At 46.2% G+C, this 20,149-nt stretch carries 10 protein-coding genes; 4 read left to right on the top strand and 6 right to left on the bottom strand.

From position 1 onward, the window contains the following. Window positions 1–118 precede the first annotated feature (118 nt). Together GO495_RS22625 and mug are read left to right on the top strand one after the other, a co-directional pair. Window positions 119–3,532: a HEAT repeat domain-containing protein gene (locus GO495_RS22625; protein ID WP_157302014.1), complete on the top strand. Its 3,414-nt coding sequence runs from the start codon at window positions 119–121 to the stop codon at window positions 3,530–3,532. A gap of 113 nt (window positions 3,533–3,645) precedes the next feature. Next, window positions 3,646–4,143, top strand: coding sequence for a G/U mismatch-specific DNA glycosylase (mug, locus tag GO495_RS22620; RefSeq protein WP_157302013.1), 498 nt, complete (start codon window positions 3,646–3,648; stop codon window positions 4,141–4,143). 68 nt (window positions 4,144–4,211) lie between these two features. Here the strand turns inward: mug and GO495_RS22615 are convergent, their stop codons facing one another. Then, a complete protein-coding gene (locus GO495_RS22615) occupies window positions 4,212–5,738 on the bottom strand; it encodes a S41 family peptidase (protein WP_157302012.1) in 1,527 nt (508 codons plus the stop codon). Window positions 5,739–5,891: 153 nt separating this feature from the next. Here GO495_RS22615 and GO495_RS22610 point away from each other — a divergent pair, with 153 nt between their 5' ends. Both GO495_RS22610 and GO495_RS22605 read left to right on the top strand, forming a co-directional pair. Beyond that, window positions 5,892–6,599, top strand: coding sequence for a WYL domain-containing protein (locus tag GO495_RS22610; RefSeq protein ID WP_205691309.1), 708 nt, complete (start codon window positions 5,892–5,894; stop codon window positions 6,597–6,599). A 60-nt stretch (window positions 6,600–6,659) separates the two neighbouring features. Further along, the gene (locus tag GO495_RS22605) at window positions 6,660–7,193 is read left to right on the top strand and encodes a VOC family protein (RefSeq protein ID WP_157302011.1); all 534 of its coding nucleotides are present in this window, start codon (window positions 6,660–6,662) and stop codon (window positions 7,191–7,193) included. Between the two features lie 137 nt (window positions 7,194–7,330). Here the strand turns inward: GO495_RS22605 and GO495_RS22600 are convergent, their stop codons facing one another. The 5 genes from GO495_RS22600 to GO495_RS22580 form a co-directional block, all read right to left on the bottom strand. Further along, a complete protein-coding gene (locus GO495_RS22600) occupies window positions 7,331–8,347 on the bottom strand; it encodes a glycoside hydrolase family 43 protein (RefSeq protein ID WP_157302010.1) in 1,017 nt (338 codons plus the stop codon). Between the two features lie 4 nt (window positions 8,348–8,351). Beyond that, window positions 8,352–9,863: a RagB/SusD family nutrient uptake outer membrane protein gene (locus GO495_RS22595; RefSeq protein WP_170302710.1), complete on the bottom strand. Its 1,512-nt coding sequence runs from the start codon at window positions 9,861–9,863 to the stop codon at window positions 8,352–8,354. 23 nt (window positions 9,864–9,886) lie between these two features. Further along, on the bottom strand, window positions 9,887–12,865 hold the full coding sequence (locus tag GO495_RS22590; protein ID WP_157302008.1) for a SusC/RagA family TonB-linked outer membrane protein: 2,979 nt from the start codon (window positions 12,863–12,865) through the stop codon (window positions 9,887–9,889). Window positions 12,866–12,984: 119 nt separating this feature from the next. Beyond that, window positions 12,985–17,067 carry a hybrid sensor histidine kinase/response regulator transcription factor gene (locus GO495_RS22585; protein WP_157302007.1) on the bottom strand — a complete coding sequence of 1,361 codons (4,083 nt, stop codon included), beginning with the start codon at window positions 17,065–17,067 and terminating at the stop codon, window positions 12,985–12,987. 207 nt (window positions 17,068–17,274) lie between these two features. Beyond that, the gene (locus GO495_RS22580; RefSeq protein ID WP_157302006.1) at window positions 17,275–19,653 is read right to left on the bottom strand and encodes an ABC transporter permease; all 2,379 of its coding nucleotides are present in this window, start codon (window positions 19,651–19,653) and stop codon (window positions 17,275–17,277) included. Window positions 19,654–20,149 lie beyond the last annotated feature (496 nt).

The following is a 20,149-nucleotide window of genomic DNA, read 5'->3' as shown; positions in this document are numbered from 1 at the left end:
TTAATAACTATCCGTTCAAAAAAAATATTCCCCTGTACATTTTTTTTTGCCCTATATTAATCAGTCGCAGACATGTCTTTAAGAACATGTGTAAAATTGACAATCATTGCTTCCTCATATGAAAAAACTGTATGCTTTAAAAGCTCCTGTTCTGGCATCATTGCTTGTTTCCGCAGCTTACCTTTCCTCCTGTAAACATGATACCGGACCAGTGGATAAACGTATCAAACGGATGGATACCACCCTTACGGCGCATCTGGCAGACTCTATCGGTTCCATGGTGAAACCCGAATTGGCGGATAACCTTTCCCTCACCCTCTGGGGTATAGATTCACTGGTGATATCTCCCATCGCTATTGATATAGACGACCAGGGAAGAGTGTATTACACTACCACAGACCGGCAGAAACACTCCGAATTTGACATACGCGGGCACCGGGATTGGGAGATCCCATCCATCAGCCTGCAAACGGTGGAAGATCGCCGTGCCTTCCTGCATAAAGAGTTATCCCCTGAGAATAGCAAAAAAAACGAGTGGCTGGCAGACCTGAACGGTGACAGCTCGCACGACTGGCGGGACCTGACCGTAGAAAAGGAACACGTATATCGCCTGGATGATATATCCGGGGATGGCGTGGCAGACCAGTCGCAATTGGTAGTGGACGACTTTCACGATGAGGTAACCGATGTTGCCGGCGGGGTACTAAGCCAGGGCGATGACCTCTACGTGGCCGTAGCGCCCGACCTCTGGCGCATAAGGGATAAGAATCATGACGGCATCGCAGATGAGAAAACATCTATATCCCACGGATACGGCATCCACATCGGCTTTGGCGGCCATGGTATGTCTGGCGTGGAGATGGGCCCTGATGGACGCATCTACTGGCAGATAGGTGATATCGGTTTTAACGGTAAAGGGCCCGACGGGCAGCAATGGACCTTCCCTAACAGTGGGGTACTGGCCCGCTCCAACCCGGATGGCAGCGACTTTGAGATATATGCTTATGGCATCCGTAATACACATGAATTTGCCTTTGATGAATACGGTAATATCATCAGCGAAGACAATGACGGGGACCATCCCGGTGAAAAGGAACGCCTGGTATATCTTGTGAATGGCGGTGACCAGGGCTGGCGCAGCAACTGGCAATACGGTAAATACAACGACCCGGACAATAATGCCTACAAGGTATGGATGGATGAAAAGATGTATCTGCCCCGCTTTGATGGACAAGCGGCTTATATCACCCCCTGTATCAGCAATTTCGTAAGTGGTCCTGCAGGTTTTGTATACAACCCGGGCACGGCTTTAGGTCCTGCTTATAAGAATAATTTCTTTGTGGCGGAGTTTGTAGGCAATCCTTCCAATTCCGGCATACATGCATTTAAATTGAATCCTAAAGGGGCCACCTTTGAGCTGGGCGAGCATAAGAAAGTACTGGGCGGCATATTGGCCACCGGCATTGACTTCGGACCGGATGGGGCACTATATATAGCCGACTGGATAGACGGCTGGGACACACATAATTACGGCCGCATCTGGAAGCTCGATGATAAAACGGAAGCCGCTACACCGGAACGCAAGGCTACCAAAAATTTACTGGCAGAGGATTTCAGCAAACGTAAAGAAGCCGGGCTGGCCGGACTGCTAAACAACCCGGATATGCGCGTACGCATGAAAGCCCAGTTTGAACTGGTGACCCGTAAAGAAAAAGGCGCTCCGTTGTTTGAACAGACATTAAAACAAACAGAGAACCAACTGGCAAGGGTGCACGCTATATGGGGACTGAGCCAACTGGCCCGCGAGGATAAACAATATGCCAAAGTATTGCTGCCCCTGTTAAAGGACAATGATCCCGAGATACGGGCCCAGGCCGCCAAATGGCTGGGCGATATCCGCTATAAGGAAGCCGGACCGGCACTGATACCCCTGTTAAAGGATACGGCCAGCCGCACACGTTTCTTTGCAGCAGAAGCCCTGGGCAGGATACAGTACGCCCCCGCAGTACAACCACTGATCTCCTTCCTGGAAGCGAATAACGATGAAGACGCCTATCAGCGGCATGCAGGTACCCTGGCACTGTCCCGCATAGGCCAGGCGGAACCGCTGATCGCTTTGGCGAACAGCCCTTCCCGTGCGCTGCGTATAGCCGCCGTAGTAGCCCTGAGAAGGATGAGCCATCCAGGTATCGCAGCATTCCTTCATGATAAAGATGAATTTGTGGTAACGGAAACGGCCCGCGCCATCAATGATGACCTGTCTGTTAAAGAGGCATTACCCGCCCTGGCCAACCTGCTTGGTACTACAACCTTCAAAAATGAGGCCCTGATCCGCCGCGCCGTCAATGCCAATCTACGGGTAGGTACAGACGGAGCACTTCACAACCTGGTGGCTTACGCGCAAAATGCGGGCAGCCCGGCGCCTATGCGGGCGGAAGCCATAGACGCCTTAAGCGTATGGGCTAAACCATCTGTGCTGGACCGTGTGGACGGCAGACTGCGCGGCGCAGTAAAAAGAAACCCTGCACCCGTAGTGAATCTTTCCACTGCACCACTCACTGCCTTGTTAAAGGATAAAGAGCTGCCGGTACGCATCAGCGCTGCCAGGGCCATTGCCAGACTCCAGATCAAACAGGCGGGCCCTCAGTTGCTGGCAACTGTAAAAGCAGACCGGGATGCAGATATGCGGGTAGCCGCATTAGAGGCACTGGCAGCCCTCCAGGATGCCGGCGTGGAGCAAGGGATCACCTCTGCATTGGCCGACCGGGAAAAGGCAGTACGCGTAGCCGGCCTGGACCTGCTGGGGAAAATGCATATATCCGAAAACGTAATGGTGAATCTGCTCATGGGGGTAATTACCAACAAGACCATAGAGGAAAAACAAGCGGCCCTTCTGACGCTGGGCAAACTGCCTTCACAGTACACAGAGAAGCCGTTGAGCGATCTGTTGAACAAGATGGCTGCAGGCCAGCTGGATCCGGGCATCAATCTTGAGCTGGGCGAGGCCATTGATAGCAGCCGCTCTACGCAACTGGCCGCCCGTTACAAAGCGGTGAACAGTAAACTGTCGCCGGACGAGCTGATGGCCTCCTACAGCAGTTGCCTGCTGGGTGGTGATCCTAAACGGGGCAGACAGCTATTTTTCCATAACGAGAACACCCAATGCATGCGCTGCCACTCTTATGATGACCGTGGCGGTAATGCAGGCCCGCGGCTAAACGGTGTTGCCGGCCGTATTTCAAGGGAACAGATACTGCAGGCGCTTATCTCCCCCAGCGCCCGGCTGGCGCCAGGGTTTGGTATGGTGATACTGGAACTGAAGAATGGTAAAAAACTGAGTGGCATTCTCCAGGGAGAGACAAAGAGCAGCTTGAAGATCAAAGAAGGAAAGGTCGAGCGTACCATTGCGGCAGAAGAGATAGCGCACAAAGAGTACGCTCAGTCCAGCATGCCGGATATGAAACTGCTCCTGTCCAAAAAAGAAATAAGAGATGTTGTGAGCTTTTTGGCGGAACAGAAAACAGATAATTAATGCTCATATCAGCGATATACAAAATGCTGCATCAAATATTTTGATGCAGCCTTTTTGTATAAGTATGTAAAGACCACGTTAACTTTGCGGTGGATTTCGAATCAAATATTTATATGCTAACTGATATTATTACCAAAGACCTGAAAGTTATTTTTTGCGGGATTAATCCCGGCTTAAAATCCGCCGGGGACGGTCATCACTTTTCCGGACGAAGCAATCGTTTCTGGAAAGTTTTGCATCAGGCAGGTTTTACGCCCCACGAAATCGAACCTGTAAAGGACGCAACTATCCTTGATTTCGGTTACGGTCTGACCACTGCTGTGGAGAGAGCAACAGCCCGTGCGGACGAACTTTCCAGAGAAGAGTTTGACAATTCCATCGAAGCCTTCAAAACCAAAATGACGCTTTTTCAACCGAAATATATCGCGTTCCTCGGCAAACCGGCCTATATGGCCTTTTCCGGGGAAAAGCAAATTGTATGGGGAGATCAATCCAAAGATTTCTGTGGGGCAAAGGTTTGGGTACTACCTAATCCAAGTGGTTTAAACCGGGGATTTATGCTTAATGACCTTGTCGTTCATTACCGGCAAATGTTTTGTGCAATACAATAGTATAAAAATGATATAACATTGATTTTTAAATTCAGTTTATATATCCTTTCAATCAGATCTTTTACACCTCAATGTTTCTCAGCGATCAGCTTCAGCACATATTCCATCTGTGTATCCCGGTTTTGCATAAAATCATTAAAAGCAGGCCACACCGTATGATCCGGAATAATACCCCTGCCTTCCGGCTGGTCCGGTTTTACAGGTGCATCCTGCACTACATAGACAATAGAGAATTTCGTTTTTATTTTCGAATGAGGTAGTTCGTATACCACTGCCATATGGCCGTTGTGGCCATAATATCCCCCAACGGTTTCTACTCCAACAGTGGTAACATTGCGGGCATAGGCTTTTACGAGGGAAGCCAGGTGTGATCCTGCCGAAGCCACTTCTTCATCAATGAGTAAATACAATTTCCCTTTGAAACCTGGACTTTTAGGATGATACATCGGGTTGTACCTGACGTTCTGCATATTCCTGCCATTGTGCAATGCCGGGAAATAATCTTTCAGTAGTCCCTTTCCGTAAACTTTGCCCATAGAGTCCATCTTTTCTGCAGTAGATATACCCCAAAAATATTCTTCATATGGAACGCCATTATCAAAGATCGTATAAGCCAGTGTATTTTCTTTGAAACTTGAATCTGTCAGGTACATCATCGGTTGTTCAAAAGTAGGATCACTGCCACCGGGATTACCGCGGATGTCCAGTATGAGGTTGGGTATATTGTTACTGGCAAGTACCTGGAACACGCTGTCAATAAACTTTACATATACGGGAAAGGCCGGATCGTCTGTTCCTGTGGCCATGGAGAATATCCGCAGGTTCAATAAACCCGTGGAAGGATTTACCATCTTAAAACTATATGAGGGTTGCTCACGGTAATCGATCACACTGTCTACCGGCGCACTATGACGCAATAATAAGTTGGCTTTCTGCTCGTCCAGCGATACAGCTTGCACTGTCACCGTTTGCTCGCGGGTACTGCCCGGGCTTGAAAACCGGATCTCAAAACGGTCTTTGATGCCGTACTCATACAGGTAACGCAATCCATAACTCCTGTTCACGCTGCCCGATTGCTTTTCTGTTTGAGTAAAGCCATCTGCGGTCAGGTATTTGTAAAAGGATTGCATCAGTTCCTTATCAGAAACACCATTGATGCTCAGCACCCGCGATCCTACAGGGATCTGGTCTGTTTTGCTATTGAAGATCATCTTGCCCTCAATATATTTAAGGGCAAAAGGAAAGAAGCCACGCTGCCGGTTGAGATAACTTACAAGGTCGGCATGTGGTTCTGTATAGTTATGGCAGCTTCCTTCAAAATCAGTCAACTGTAAAATGATCTTGTAAAATGCCAGTGTAGACATGGGCTGGCGCACCTGCCCAAAGGCCCATTTATAGATGCTGTCGATCTGCTTTTGGGTGCGGTAGCGATACAGACCAGAATTGGCTTTTTTACGGATATCGAGAAACAGTTGCAGGTCCTGCTTCATCTCTCCGGGATAAAGCTGCCGGTTGTACAAGGACAGGCTGTCTGCATGTTGCTCAGCCTGTAAGGATGAATTCTGTGCCCATCCCTGATGTACCAATAGTAGCAAAAACAGTACTTTTCTTATGTAATTTGAGGGTATCATGCTCTAATCTACAAAAACCTGTTAGAATCATCAAAGACATTAACTTGTGAAATTTCAAGGCATTTAACTACTATTGTCAATGAGACGCAGCAGACCGTAACAAACAAATAAGAAATCGTGTCAGACAAAGAAATTTCAAGACTCTCCAGATTAATCGCAATTTTAACGCAATTACAATCCAAGCGATTGGTGACATCAACTGAAGTTGCTGAAAAGTTTAAGGTCAGTGTAAGAACGATATACCGTGACATTAAAACATTAGAACAAGCAGGAGTACCCATAATAACGGAAGAAGGAAAAGGTTATTCGTTAATGGATGGTTTCAGACTGCCGCCCGTCATGTTTACTGAAAACGAAGCAAATGCTTTTATAACTGCGGAGAAACTTGTTTTGTTAAATAAGGATACTTCCCTTATAAAAAGTTATGTTGACGGTATTACTAAAATAAAATCCGTATTGCGAAGCAATGCAAAGGACAAGGCAGCACTTCTTTCAGAACGGGTAGCGTTTGAGCAAAACTCAGGTGATAACATCACCAGTAACTTTTTGTCATCCATTCAGATAGCGCTGACAAATTTCAATGTAATAAGCGTTGAATATTACTCACCCAATAATGATGAAACTACAAAAAGGTACATTGAACCCTTTGCGCTGATAAACGACGTTGGGAAAAGCTGGTATCTGATTGCCTGGTGCCGTCTGCGAAAGGATTACAGGCTTTTCCGGTTTGACAGAATAATGAAAATAGAAATAACGGACGAAAAATTCACTCCCCATAAGATGAGTCTTCAGGATTATTTAGAGCGTTACAGAAATAAATTTTAATACCCCTGACATAGGGTTGTCATAGCACCTGTAGTAGTTTCGTGCAACAATAAAAAAAGCATGGAAAACAACATCAAAATTGTACCTGATAATTACACATCAGTAACGCCCTGGATAATTTCGCCGTCATCAGCAAGACTGATCGAATTTCTGAAAGCAGCATTTGAAGCGGAAGAAATTCCAAATAGCAGAATAAAAAATGAAGAAGGGATAATTATCCATGTAGTGGTAAAAATAGGGAATGCTATGGTAATGCTTTTCGACTCCAGAGAGGGCTGGGCCCCTACTCCGGTTTTTTTGAATTTGTATGTGGAAGATATTGAAAAGGTTTACCAAAAATCACTGCAACTCGGGGCTACATCTGTGACTGATATTACCACGCTTTATTTTGGAGAAAGGGTTTGCAGAATTCTGGACCCCTTTGGCAACCTTTGGTGGATAAACCAACGCATTGAAGAGATCGACTTTACGAAGCCTGAAGAAATAGGACAGAGAGCATCTACCCCTGAGGCGATAAAGAGTATCGTGTATATTCAAAAATCATTGGATGAAGCCCTGAAAGCTCAGAAAAGCTTTTTTGAAAACATGGTTTGATAGTGAAGAAAAAGCGGTTAACCACTATTCCCACCTCTATGTTTTAGCGAAATACCTGGGTTTACCGGTGATCTGAACACATAACACATTGCTGAGTGAATCAGCAATGTGTTATGCAAAAATGTATTGTATATTAATCAGTCTGTACCTCCCGGCTTCCACTGATCTTTCCATAGAATGCCCGGAGTCCCCTCAGGACCAAATGTCAGAGGCAACCATATATAGCGCGATGCTTCCAGATTGGTTTTGTTCCACCTGTCTGCCATAAAGATGAACATATCCTTTTTGCCCTGTACCGGCAATACATATGCACTTTGCGCATGATAGGTACTGTCGGCGTCTGTACCATGACAGGGATTATCATGTTCCGTCCAGTTTCCCATAATACTATCCGCCGTAGCATAGGTTGCCGCATTGGGCGACCACCCGGTACAACCGGAGGTGAACAGGTAAAAGCGGTTATTGTATTTGCATACAGCCGGTGCTTCTCTCGCCCGCTGTACCAGTATACGGCGATCATTGGCAGTATGCGAAAGATAGTCATCTGTCAGCTCGCAGATGTGCATCGTTTGGTTCTCTTCCGATGAATAGAAATGATATGCCTTACCGTTATCATCCTGGAAGATAGTCATGTCCCTGGCCATATTGCCATTGGGCCTCACGCTGCCCATGTATTGAAAAGGGCCTTCAGGCTTATCGCTTACGGCCACACCAGACCTGGCATAGGAGTAATCCTGCGAATCTATATGCATCCACATCACAAACTTGCCCGTTTTTTTGTTATAAATCACCTTGGGCCTTTCTATCACTTTGCTCACGTGCAGATCTGATGTACTGTCTGTTGTTACGGGCTGTAAGGCCACTCCTTCCTGTTTCCAGTGCAGCAGGTCTTTGGAGGAGTAGCAGGATATGCCTCCTGCATTTACCCGGTAGTTCTCCCAGGTAGAACCGGGTACCCGCCAGGTAGCGCCCTGCTTTATTTCACCATACCAGTAATAAGTGCCGTTGTAGTATAATATACCGCCGCCGTGTGCATTTACCGGGTTTCCTTTGGTATCCGGCCAGATAGCACCCGGAAGAATGTACTGTGCATAACATCCTATGGACACTGATAGTACCAGTATCAACAGGCATATCGCCTTGATTCTTTTCATATGGTTAAAGGTTTGGGTTCAGTTGTTGATCACCTATTGGTATAGGGGCCCAGTAAAAAGTATGCGAAGCATCGTCGGGAATACTCTTCAGCGTTTCTTCAGATGCATCCCTGTCCGAATTGGCTTTGCCCACTGTTTCTGTACGTATCAGGTCATACCAGCGGGCTGCTGGTTCAACACCCGCAAATTCCCAGCCCCGCTCTGCGATCACGGAGTCGCGGAACGCCGTCTGTGATAATCCCCCAACAAGGTCGGCAATCCCGGACCGGTTCCTTACCTGGTTAATAGCGGTATAAGCGGTTGCATCCGGAGATGCAGACATAGCCTGTGCTTCCGCATACGTGAGTAATACCTCTGCATACCGGATCACGAATACAGTGTGACTGCCTATCCAGTTATTGTTAACATGATTCACCGGGTTAAAGGCATCATCATCACGGAACTTGAAGAAATAAGGATGTTTATGCTGCGTTTTGGTCCAGTCCACCGCATTGCCGGGATCATTGTTGATATAGTAAACAGACTGGTAAGTAGCTTCTTTCCTTGGGCCTGGCGGGAATTTCTTGTAAAAATTGATCTCCCCGTAGCCATCTCCCCAGCCACCTTCATCGTCCGGTGCATAAGCGTTGGGCGTAAGCATATTGTAGTTCTCCCAGGCCCAGCCTGATACATTTACATTATAATAGCAGCCAAATACCGTTTCGTGGTTGAACTTCCCTGTCTTCTTCCACAGATCGGCAAAGTTGGTGGTCAGTTCATAACCCCAGGCAGCCTTGTTATCTATCACTTCTTTGGCCTTGGCGGCAGCCAGTGCATATTTGTCCGTTTGCTTCAGCGGCCAGCCTGCCATGGTCAGGTATACATTGGCCAGCAATGCTTTTGCAGAACCACGGGTAGGTGGTATATCCACACCGTTCTGCCTTTTGGTGCCATCCCATGCATCAGGCAGCATTGTCTCTGCCTTTTGCAGGTCTGCTACTATCAGCGTATAAATTTCTGACGGTTCTGCTTTGGTCCTGCTATAATCTACCTTGTTATCTGTGATCAACGGCACTTTCCCCCAGGTGCGGGTAAGAAAGAAATAACTCAGTGCACGGAAAAAATAGGCCTGCCCTGCTGCGTGGTTCCGGTCATCCTCTGATGCCGCCGTGGCATTCTGATAATTGCTGAGTAGCGAATTGCTCGATTTGATGGTAGCATAAAAATAGCTCCACCAGTTGGTCATACGGTCGTTGGAAGAGGTGGCCTGATAGGTGTCAAAGTCTGAATAGGAGATCTTGTTCCCGGCCCGGGCTACGGTCATATCATCGCCTCCCCACAGCGTAGAAAAGCCGCCAGACTGATTAAAGGCGCCGTTTACCTGTGTATACAGCGCAATGGCAGCCATATTCAGATCATCGGCCGTTTTATAAAAATTATCCGGTGTAAGGCTGCTTTTTGGGTCTTCCTTCAGAAAATCCTTGCTGCAGGAAGTTACCAGCATGAGCAATAGAAGAGCGGTTATATACAGTTTCATCTTGTTAGCTTTTAATGTGATCATTATAAAGAAATATTCACCCCAAACGTGATGGTACGGGGGGAAGGATAAGCTCCCAGGTCAATGCCGGCGTCAGCATCGCTGGTAGCAGACGTAGAGGTGGCCTCCGGATCATATCCTTTATACTTGGTAATAGTATAAATGTTCTGTGCGCTCAGGGTAAAGCGGATATCTGCAAAACGGGTGGCCCTTTTTTCCAGTGTGTAAGAAAGGCTGACGTTCTTCAGTCGCACATAACTGCCATCCTGCAAATACTGGGTGGATTCCACATAGCTGCGGTTTGTTTTACTGGCAGGGTCAGCCCACACAGCACCGGTATTCTTTGATGTAAAGTAGTTAGCAGACTCCGCCAGCGTAGGGTATTTCACATCGCTGGTAGGCGCTGCTATTCCGGCATAGGTAGCGTTAAATATCTTATTACCATGTGATGCCTGCACAAATACATTCAGCTCAAGATGCTTGTAACGGAAGTTATTATTAAAACCCCACTGGAATTTGGGAAGGGCACTGCCGGCAATCACACGGTCCTCATAACCGATAGAGCCATTGCCGCTAACGTCCGTATAGTGGTTATCGCCGGCCTTGAATCCGTTGTTATCACTGCTGTAAACGCCCTGCCAGGGAACAAGATAGAATGCCCCCAGTGGCTGTCCGGTCTTCACGACCTGTATATTGGTGTTAATAAGTCCTCCGCCTATAATGGGCCGGTACAGGATGGAATCCTTACCCAGACTTACCACTTTGTTCCTGTAAGCTGAGGCGTTGATGGTGGCTGTCCAGGAGAAATCGTGCTGCTGAATGGCAGCGATATCTACAAAGATCTCAAAGCCCTTATTATTTATCTCGCCCACATTCTTATACATGGTGCCACCACCGTCGTAGCTGGCAATCGGCACCTGCAACAGCAGGTCTTTTGTACGTTTGTTATAGTAATCTGCGGTAATGTTCAACCGTCCGCCCAGTAATCCTACATCCATCCCTATATCTGTCTGTTTGGTGGTTTCCCATTTAAGGTCGGGATTGCTGGGACTACCCAGCAGGTAACCCTGGTACAGCGTAGTAGTACCGTAAGAATACTGCACGCCGTTAAGCAGACCAAGACTGCTGTATGGATTAATCGACTGGTTACCTGTAATGCCCCAGCTACCTCTCAACTTCATGTTGGAAAAAATACCCAGGTCTTTGATGAACTGTTCTTCAGATAACCGCCATCCAACGCCAATGGAAGGAAAATAGCCCCACTTATTGGCGGTGGACTGGAATTTGGAAGAACCATCTGCCCTGTAGGTGGCAGTAATAAGGTATTTATCGTTAAAAGTATACGAAGCGCGGCCTACATAAGAGAGCAATGCCCAGTTGGTATAGGCCGATGAAATGCCCTGGGAGGTATTCAGCCCCAGGTTATAATACCCGTTAGAAGTGGAAGTAAGCCCGGAACCAGCCGCCGTGAAAGTATTGTATTTGCTGGAGGTTTCTTCTACAATACCCATTACGGTCAGATCATGCTTTTCATTGAACTTCTTGTGAAAGGTGAGTGAATTGCTGTTCTGTAAGGTATAGTTTTCCAAATAACTCTGACCGGAACCTGGATTGCCGGGGCTTATCCAGTCGTTATTCAGGTAGGCGTTCCTTGTGTTATTCATATCCAGGCCCACGTTCACGTTGAACGATAGCCAGTCTGTGATATCGTATTTGAGCCGTCCGTTGACTACTGCGGAATTAGCGGAATTATCGCTCTTCCTCTCCTTAATGGTCATGTAAGGATTGGACCAGATAGGGGAAACAGCGAACCGGTTGTATTGGGCCCCGGAATCGTATACCGGTTCGGTAGGTGCCCATGCCAGCGCTGCTGTTACGGGGTTGCCCTTGCTACCAATATCGCCGTTATTGTGTGAGTTAGTATGTGTAGCAAAGATGCCCAGACCTATACTTACTTTGTTGCTCAACTTGCTGTCCAGGTTGGCCCGCAGGGCATATTTTTCCTGGTTGGTGTTCACCAGCAGGCCCGACTGGTTTACATAATATCCCGATATATAATATCGTGATTTTTCCGTCCCGCCCGAAACGGACAACTGATGGTTCTGTGTAACGCCGGTATGAAATATCAGGTCCTGCCAGTTGGTCCCTTTACCGGCATAGCTTGACGGATCAGCAAAAACGGCAGATCCTGCAATATGATTAGCCTGTTGCGCATATGCCACCGCATCCAGCAGCTTATATTTTTTCATCGGCTTGTTGCTGCTCAGGAAGCCATTATACTCGATATGCGTGGTGCCGGCCTTGCCGTTTTTAGTGGTGATGATAATAACACCGTTGGCACCACGTGATCCGTAAATTGCAGTGGCAGAGGCATCTTTCAGCACTTCCATAGATGCGATATCATTTACATTGATATCCTGTATACCGATGCTGCTTAACGCCACCCCGTCAATTACATACAGGGGATCATTACTGGCGTTGATGGAATTGGCCCCCCGGATGCGGATCTTCACCGCTCCACCTGGTGCGCCGGAACTATTGGCCACAGAGACGCCTGCTACTCTCCCCTGCAGGGCAGAAGAGGCATTTAACACAGGCTGATCTTTATAGGCACTCGCATTCAACGAAGAGATGGAACCTGTCAGGTCCTTCCTCTTTTGTGTACCATAACCGACCACCACTACTTCTCCCAGCCCCTGGGTCGTTGGTTCCAGTTCTACATTAATAGTACTGCGGTTATTGACTGATACTTCTTTGCTGCGATACCCCATCAGGCTGAAGGTAAGGGAGGCTCCTTTTGGAGCGTTAATGGAAAACCGTCCATTATTATCCGTTTGCGTATTTACGGAGGTGCCTTTTATGTACACAATAACGCCTGGCAAAGACGTGTCCCCGGCGCTTACCCTGCCGCTGACGGGTTGCTGGGCATAAAGCACCAACGCATAACTACTGAAGACAAAGCATAGGAACAGCTTTTTCCATAACGAGAGATAGCTTTTCATGACAAATTAAATTTTTGTACCGTGGAAAATATTCATTGTTGAGTGCAAGTATATGCCCACTAACCCGGAAACCACCGGGGGTAAATGATCAAAAAAGGGGGGGAAACTGGTAAAATGGACTACTCTTTCCAGTTCACTACATTAAAATCATTGTTAAAGGAGTTCCGGTATTTTTTTATGTATTCAGAAGGGTTCATACCAAAGAGTCCAGAGAACTGCTCCCTGAAGTATTTCATGTCACTGATGCCTACCCCGAAGGCCGCTTCGTTCACATTACAGCCGGTACTTAACAGCAATACCGCCGCCCGGCGCAAGCGGATAAACCGGATAAAGGCATTTACCGAATGCCCGGACACCAATTTTACCTTCTTATAAAGATTGGAGTGGCTCATACCTATTTCGGCAGCCAGTACCTTGATGGTAAAAGTATCTTTATCCAGGTTGTTCTCCACTATGCTGATACATCGTTCCAGGAAATTCTTGTATTCCGTAGAAATCCGGGCATCGTTCTTTTTAAGGGTGATCTTATCGAAGAAATAGCGTTGCAACACATTCCTGTTCTGGAGGATATTGTCAATACGTGCGATCAGCAGCTCTTTTTCAAATGGTTTTACGATATAGTCATCTGCCCCGCACTCAATACCCTTCAGTTTGATCTCCTGTGAGGGGCTGGCTGTAAGCAGTATAACCGGTATATGGTTAAGGGAGGGGTCTTTTTTAATAAAATTACATAACTCCACCCCGCTCATTTCTTTCATGAACACATCGCTGATGATAATATCCGGGCAATATTCCCGGGCCATCTTCAGCCCATCCTCCCCGTTATCTGTCTCATGGAAAAGGAATTTTTCGCTAAAAAGCAGTTGCAGGTAATCCCTGATCTCCGCATTGTCATCCACTACCAGTATAGACCGTTTACCGGAGATAATATCGCCTATAGGGCTTTGTTCTATTTCTGCCGCCAGGCGGGCCGGAGGCATTTCAGTGGGAATGTTGCCCATCAGCTCTTCCAGCAGTGCAGGGTCTTTCTCCATCTCCTCGAAAATATATTGTCCGCCGAAATGGAGAGTGCCTTTTTTGAGCCGTATCATAAACGAGGTTCCATGTCCGGTTGTACTGGTAAAGGATATATGTCCTTTATGACGCTCAATAAAATGTTTTGACAGGTATAGCCCGATACCAAAACCGGCTTTTCCGGGCAGACGATCTTCCTTTACCTGGTAGAATTTTTCAAACAGCCGCTGGCTGGCGTCTTCGTTAATGCCGCAGCCGGTATCCATGATAGTGATGATGATGTCAGTATCGTCTTCGCTTATGTCAAAGCTGACCGTTCCGTTTTCCGGCGTAAATTTCAATGCGTTGGAAAGCAGGTTAAACAGCACGATCTCTATCTTTTCCCTGTCTGCATATACCTCCAGTTGCTGCCCGGGGGAATTGAACGTATAGTTAATGCGTTTTGTTCTGGCCTGCTGGCTAAAGCACAGGTACACCTCATTGCAAAGATTGTGGAGATCGAGCCGGGTTATTTTCAGTTTGTCGGTCTCGCTGTCGGCTTTGCGGAACAGTAGCAACTGGTCTACAAGGCTTAACAGGCGGCGGGCGTTCCTGTACACTACCTCCAGGCCGTTGCCGGTGGTTCTTTCACTGCTGTTAAGCATCTCCTTAACAGGATTGATGATCAGTGTAAGAGGTGTTCTGAACTCGTGCGATATATTGGTAAAAAAGGCCAGTTTCTTTTCATTCAGCTCTTTTTCTTTCTCAGTTTCCAGCCGGGCCAGCCGGATGTCAAATGCCAGCTTTGTTTTTTGCGCTTTATACCGGAGGTATGTGTACGCCAGGCCGGCAATAACAGTCATATACAGCAGGTAGGCCCACCAGCTCCTGTACCAGGGTGGCAACACGGTTATTTGCAGGGTGTATTCCCGCTTATTCCAGGCGCCTTCCGCATTGGTAGACTTTAACCGGAAGGTATAGCTCCCTTCATGCAACCGGGTGTAGTTGGCTGTTCTTGACTTTCCTACATAATTCCACCCTTTATCCCATCCCTCCATATAATAAGCGTAATCTATCTTGTCCGGGGCCGAGTATTCCAGGGCTACGAAGTCAAAAGCGATCACGGCCTTGTTATAAGGGATCTTCAGTGCCATAATATGGTCCTGTGCGCTTTCCGCAACATATTCCTTTGCACGCTCTACCGGAACATTGTCGATCTTAAGGCCCGTCAGCAGTACTTTGGGCATATTTGAAGAATACTGTAGACTATCGGGGTAGAAAATGTTCAGCCCTTTAATCCCGCCAAAGATAAACTCACCGGATGGCAGGGCCAGGGCAGCATTATAGTTGAACTGATTGGATAGAAGTCCATCCGACTGCGAAAAGTTCTTGAAGGTCTTTTGCTTCGGATTGAATTTTGAGATACCATAAAATGTGCTGATCCATAAATTACCGCTTTTATCTTCCAGTATTTTCAGGATGGAGTTATTGGAAAGGCCATTAGTCTTGTTGAATCGTGTATAGTTGCCGTTTTGCGGGTTAAACAGTAGCAGTCCGCCACCTTCGGTGCCTATCCAGCAATTACCGACACTGTCCTCGTGAAAGGCCCGGACGGGATAACCAATATTAAATACCTGGTGCCGCCGGGTAATCCTGTCAATCTTTATCAGGGATGTGTAGGTCCCAGCCCAGCAATTACCGTTACGGTCTTCCGCCATTGTAAGAATGTTAGTGAGGTTGCGGTCGAACACCTCAAAACGGTTGGTCTTCCGGTTGAACCGGTATAGTGGTCCATTGGTGCAAACGCCTGCCCACAGGTTTTTTTCTGCATCTTCATATAAGGCCCAGGTATTTTTATCCTCTCTCCCGCTCTGCTGATCAAAACAGGGAAAGTGTTCAAAAGAGCGGGTCGTTTTGTTATAGCGATAGATGCCCGTTCCCCAGGTGGAGATCCATATATTTTGCTGGAAATCACTGATAATATTGGTCACAAAATCGCTGCACAGCGAAGGGTTGTTGCCAGCCAGGTGTTTAAAGTTGGTGAACTGGTTGAGTTTCCGGTTCCAGATACTAAGTCCGCCCCCATCAGTACCAATCCATATATTATGCTCCGCATCTTCGCAAAGTGACAGGGTAAAATCATTGATCAGGCTATTGGGGTTCAGGGGGTCATGTGTGACACTGGCAAACCCGGTCCTTTTAGGATCAAGGATATTGATACCACCGCGCAGGGTACCGATCCATTTGCGGCCTTCATGATCTTCAAATATAGAGAACACTGCCGTACTGGTAAGCAGTTCCTTGTTTTGCGGCGATGTCAGGCTCGTAATCTTGCCGGTAGCAAGCGGCATCATAAAAACACCTTCCCCATCGGAAGCTATCCACAGCGTATTATGTTTATCGGTAAAAAGGTCCACTACCCTTTTGGAATGTGTTGTCAGCACTCCTGTAAATACATTGGAAGCGATCTGGTATTTATACAATCCTTCATCTGTACCCAGCCATAATTGTCCGTTATTATCCGTCTCGAGGACAATACCGTTCCTGATACTGTCATTGATCACTCTCACCCTGCCATGGCTATCATCATAAAGACAAAGCCCTACATTACGCACAAACAGCCAGGTCCGCTGGGTTGCATCCATTACCACCGACATGACTTCATATTGCGTAGTAACAGCTTTTCCGTTCCAGAGCGGTACCTGTCTGGCAGCGCCTCCACCATTGTAAATAAGCAACCCTTCTCCGTTGGTGCCGATGAAAACGGTTTCTTTTAGTCCGGGTTTGACAGCATTTACCCAGGCCTCGATCTTTTTTTCCCTGGAGCCTTTATAAGGGAGATAGTTGAGGCCGGAGAAACGGCCGGTAGCATCGCTGTAAATACTGACGCCACCACGGGTACCTATCCACAGGCGGTTATGCCGGTCTTCAGTGATGCATGCTATCCTGTTGTTGGCTACGGAATTTGTATCATTGAATTCATTCCTGTAAATAGTGAAGGTATATCCGTCGTACCTGTTTAATCCATCGTAGGTACCAAACCACATAAACCCATTATGGTCCTGGTAAATACTGGTAACAGCATTATTAGAAAGCCCCTGTTCAATGCCCAGGTAGGTAAGCGACGGAGGAAGTGCGGCAAAAGAATTGGTTAGTGTAAAGAAAGCACACCATACCCAGCAGATGGCTGGCCTCAGATACTTTATCATTATTCACTGTATTTTATACTGTCCCGATTTTTTTTTCACAACGACTTCAGAAAAAGTACAAAATTTATTTTAATAAAGAAAGTTTGAAGAACGTAAAGTATGCCGTCGCCTTCTCTGGGTGTTAATGCTGTTGTCTTCGCCTGGCAGGCCGGGCGGTAGCCTGCCAGGCGAAGACAACAGCATCTGAGGAATTTCAGGAAAGTCCTTTTATTCTTTTCTGAGGCTTTTCACCGGGTTCATGAACGCCGCTTTGATAGCCTGATAGCTTACAGTTAATATTGCAATTGCTACTGATAAGAAACACGCAACAGCAAATACCCACCAGTGAATACTAACACGATACTCATAATCCTGCAACCATTTATACATACTCCAATATGATAATGGCGCTGCTATTAAAAATGAAACAATGACCAGCTTCACAAAATCTTTAGATAGTAAAGCAGTAATGCTGGTTACAGATGCGCCCAACACTTTTCGCACGCCAATTTCCTTTATCCTGTTTTCTGCCATATATGTAGCAAGACCAAATAAACCAAGGCATGAAATGAAAATGGTAAGTCCTGCGAATAACGCGGCTAAAGTTCCCTGGCGTTGTTCATTGTCGAATTTCCGCGCATAGGCCTCGTCTACGAATTTATATTCAAATGGATATTCCGGGTTGTATTTTTTGAAAATCGTTTCCACCTTTTTCAGAGCTTTTGCAGTAGAGTTATTCCTGTTTAGTTTTATCTGCATCACTTTGAAAGTCATGAAGCTGCTCTTCGCACCGCATATTAATATCGGTCTTGTTGGCTCATAAGGGCTGGTAAGAATAAAATCTTTAATAACCCCTACAATATGCCAGTCAATACCAAGGTCGCTTACAACTTTACCAAGCGGGTCTTTGAACTTCATTACTTTCAGCGATGATTCATTTATAATCAGCCCTGTTGAATCGGTAGGGAATTTCTTCAAATCGAAATCACGGCCTTGTACAAACTGTAGTCCCGCAGTAACACCCAATCCTTCATCAGATAAATACCGGTCGAACGATGTTTTATCATCCGGGTTCTTTCCTGCCCAACTCTGTCCCCATCCATTACTCCACCTTTCAGTAAGCGGGGAGTTTGTTTTTGTAACGGATTCCGCAATACCTGATTCGATCAGTTCATTTTTTATCAATGTGTAGTTCTCAGGTATATCGCCCGTCATGAAATGGTAAATAAGATTATCCCTGTTATACCCTGTTTCGCGGTCACGGCCGTAATCTATCTGTTGTTTTACGACAATAGTACAGATGATAAGAATGGTCGCACATGTGAACTGCAATACAACCAGCGCTTTTCTTGGCGTTACTAATGCATTTGCTTTTTTAAATGTACCTTTTAATACCTTAACGGGCTGGAACGCTGAAAGAAAGAATGCGGGGTAACTGCCGGCCAGTAAACCGGTGAACAGGATAAACCCGATAAATGTAATCCATGTATAGATATTGCCAAAGTTTACAAATAGTTTTTTGTTCGTAAGCTGGTTGTAAGCGGGTAGGCTTATCAGAACAATAATGACAGCTACGATACCCGCCAGAAAAGCGATAAAAACAGATTCCCCGATAAACTGGCTGATAAGAGAGCTTTTCTGGGCACCCACAACTTTTCGTATCCCTACTTCCTTTGCCCGCTTTTCACTACGTGCGGTACTCAGGTTCATAAAATTGATACATGCAATCAATAATATTAACCCCGCGATGATGCTAAATATTTTAATGAATGTGCTACGTCCCCCATTGTCTTCCACACCATTAGTGAAACTTGAATATAAGCGCCAGCGGCTAAGGGGATAAATAAACAGCTCCCATTTCATCGTTTTTGCTTCGTCATTGTAATGCTGTTTCAATTCTTTTATTTTAGGAGCAACAGCAGCATAATTTACATTTGGCTTCAGCATCACATAAGTGGGGGTGCTGTTATCGTTCCAGCCAAGATCCCCCCCTTCCCTGTATTTTAAAGATGACCAGGGCAGTAAGTATTCAAAATCGAACCTTGTATTGTCAGGCAAATCTTTTAGAATACCGGTAACAGTGAAATTATCCCTATTCTCAATCTTAATAATTTTCCCCATTGCCTCTTCATTGCCGAATAAACTTTTAGCTGTCTTTTCGGTAAGCACTACCGAATGCATATCATTCAGTGCTGTAAGAGGATTACCTTTCAGCATCGGGAAGCTGAACATCTGGAGAAAACCGGTATCAACCGTAACTCCCGACTTCATCATTTTTTTCTCACCAACTGAAAAAAGAAAATTATCATTCGAATTTACACGTACAGCACGCTCTACCTCAGGCAAATCCTTTTCCATGGCACGGGCCGTTAATCCGGACACGGTATTCCAGCAGTCGACCTTGCCTTCAAACGGAACACGATTCCATACCTCGTATATCCTGCCTTTATTCTCATGAAACTCGTCGTAGCTCTTTTCGTCTTGTATCCACAGTAAGATAAGTATTGCGGCAGCCATGCCTACTGCAAGACCTATAATATTAATTGTAGAAAAACCTTTACTACGCAGAAGATTCCGGTAAGCGACTTTGAAGAAATTTCTGATCATAATATCTCATTAATTCGTTGAAATGGAAACGGACAGGATTTGCGGGAACTGTGCGCCAAGACAGTGCCGAACAACTATGTTATTGATTTACAATATAATAGTTTATTTCATGAAAGCCCGGCTTGTTCATTTTCGACACAAAGCTGTCCGCTTCTGAACACGTTCAGATGCAAATGGCTACCTAATCATGTCATTTTTAAGCTACTCATCAGGTAGTATAAGCCCTATATAAGCCCTATATAAGCCCACTCATAGCCCCCTATAAGCCCACCTTATTTAGGGTGGGCTTATATAGCAATTATATTTGAGGTGATAGCAGCTTTTAGATAAACCGTAGTATACATTCCATACTGTATGGCCCGGTTTACAGGGGAGATATTAATACCATCAGGGGTGCGGGAATGGGATCTTCATATTGCAAACAACGCCTTCAGGGCTGTTATAGCCCTATGATTTTAGTTGAATGATTGCGGGTGTTCTTCTTTAGTGATGAAAT

It is taken from the genome of Chitinophaga oryziterrae, assembly GCF_009758125.1.
GTDB lineage: Bacteria > Bacteroidota > Bacteroidia > Chitinophagales > Chitinophagaceae > Chitinophaga > Chitinophaga oryziterrae.
Note: the sequence above shows the minus strand (reverse complement) of the source record. Positions and strands in the feature narration are given on the sequence as shown.

Bases quoted from the DNA above. Each gene is read 5' to 3' on its own strand.
- GO495_RS22625 (WP_157302014.1), top strand. From the start codon at position 119: ATGAAAAAACTGTATGCTTTAAAAGCTCCTGTTCTGGCATCATTGCTT.
- mug (WP_157302013.1), top strand. From the start codon at position 3,646: ATGCTAACTGATATTATTACCAAAGACCTGAAAGTTATTTTTTGCGGG.
- GO495_RS22605 (WP_157302011.1), top strand. From the start codon at position 6,660: ATGGAAAACAACATCAAAATTGTACCTGATAATTACACATCAGTAACG.
- GO495_RS22600 (WP_157302010.1), bottom strand. From the start codon at position 8,347: ATGAAAAGAATCAAGGCGATATGCCTGTTGATACTGGTACTATCAGTG.
- GO495_RS22595 (WP_170302710.1), bottom strand. From the start codon at position 9,863: ATGAAACTGTATATAACCGCTCTTCTATTGCTCATGCTGGTAACTTCC.
- GO495_RS22590 (WP_157302008.1), bottom strand. From the start codon at position 12,865: ATGAAAAGCTATCTCTCGTTATGGAAAAAGCTGTTCCTATGCTTTGTC.
- GO495_RS22585 (WP_157302007.1), bottom strand. From the start codon at position 17,067: ATGATAAAGTATCTGAGGCCAGCCATCTGCTGGGTATGGTGTGCTTTC.
- GO495_RS22580 (WP_157302006.1), bottom strand. From the start codon at position 19,653: ATGATCAGAAATTTCTTCAAAGTCGCTTACCGGAATCTTCTGCGTAGT.